2 protein-coding genes are annotated in these 1,306 nt (G+C 60.6%); both read left to right on the top strand.

The window, feature by feature from the left end:
* Positions 1–111: 111 nt before the first annotated feature.
* On the top strand, positions 112–432 hold the full coding sequence (locus LH128_RS28785; protein WP_008833229.1) for an integration host factor subunit alpha: 321 nt from the start codon (positions 112–114) through the stop codon (positions 430–432).
* 99 nt (positions 433–531) lie between these two features.
* A complete protein-coding gene (locus tag LH128_RS28780) occupies positions 532–840 on the top strand; it encodes a hypothetical protein (protein WP_008833228.1) in 309 nt (102 codons plus the stop codon).
* Positions 841–1,306: the final 466 nt, after the last annotated feature.

Here is a 1,306-nt window from a genome sequence, read left to right as displayed (position 1 = left end):
TGCAGGGGATCGCCGCGCCGTCCTGCGTACACTTGTGACCGGATTGTCCTGTAATTTCATGATATTGGAAACGCTTCGGCGCGTTTACTGTGATCCGAAAGGAGATTCGGTATGCGCCAGGGTAATTGTACATTGACCAAGGCTGAGATGGTTGCCGCCATCCAGCGGGACGTTGGATTGTCAGCCTCAGGCGCTTTGGCAATAGCCGAAGGAATTCTTGCGCAAATGGCTGAAGCGCTGGAGCGAGGCGAGAGCGTCAAGATCATGCAATTCGGCACATTCGCACTCCTCGACAAGCGTGCTCGGATCGGTCGTAATCCCCGGAGCGGCGAAGCGCACACCGTCTCGGCGCGCAGGGTTGTCACCTTTCGTCCCAGCGAGGCGTTGAAGAGCCGTGTCGCTCGGCCGCTGCCAAACGCCGCCGACAAATAAGGGGCGGCTCAATCGCCTCTTTCGGATAACCGGCATTCGCTGCGGCGAACTCTTCTGCTCTCGCGCGTTACATCAATGACATAGCGAGAGGAGAAGAAAATGACATCGACCATCGAACGTGCGCGAATGCACGACGATTTGAAGAACGTCGGCCTTCGCGCTCAGGCCACCGCCGCCGGGCTGGTCCAGCTCTGCAGGGAACTCACCGCCGCCGGCGTATTGGACCAGGCTGCCGTCGATCGCGTGAAGCATGCGATAGCCGACGAGATCGCGCTGACGGCACCTCGGCCAATTCCGCGTGCAAGTTTCCGCGAAGAGGTTTGCGAGCGGCTGGACGCCCTGTTCGCCGGTGATGAAAAGGTTGGCCCCGCCGAGCGGCTGTCGTTCGCCACGCAGGATGAGCGATGATATTGCTTGGCGTATCGGCGCGGGCACAGATCAATCATAACTGCGGCGCAGTTGCGCCAGTCCGGCGCCATCGTTGGTACGGGGGCGGTTTCTTGTGTTCGCCGTTTGCAGGCCTGCACCGGTGTGATCTCGAATGTCGCACTGGCGGGCGTAAACGCACCGGCCGATTAGAGCGCGGCAGTGGAGCGCTGCCCCCCCGCATCAGCTCGCCAGTAAGCATTGATTGCTGAGAGTTCGGGCGCAGGGGATGGCGGCCGAGGAGGATCCAGTGAAACAATGGGAGGGGGATGCCGGTGACGAAAGTTGTCATATTCAGCGCAAGATCAATAGTGTACCGTGCATTTGCGACCCGAAGGGCTCTGCAGCCCTTACAAAACTGGCCCGGTCCTCTCTGAGTGCCGGGCCTCCTTGCCCTATCAGTCGGCCGGTGCCTTTTCTGTAGCCCCCTGATCTGGCCCGGGGCGCT

It is taken from the genome of Sphingomonas sp. LH128 (genome assembly GCF_000293195.2).
GTDB lineage: Bacteria > Pseudomonadota > Alphaproteobacteria > Sphingomonadales > Sphingomonadaceae > Novosphingobium > Novosphingobium resinovorum_A.
This window is presented reverse-complemented; position numbering and strand designations above follow the sequence as displayed.

What these genes read in the sequence shown, in the direction of transcription:
- LH128_RS28785 (WP_008833229.1), top strand. Translation starts at nt 112, where the DNA reads ATGCGCCAGGGTAATTGTACATTGACCAAGGCTGAGATGGTTGCCGCC.
- LH128_RS28780 (WP_008833228.1), top strand. Translation starts at nt 532, where the DNA reads ATGACATCGACCATCGAACGTGCGCGAATGCACGACGATTTGAAGAAC.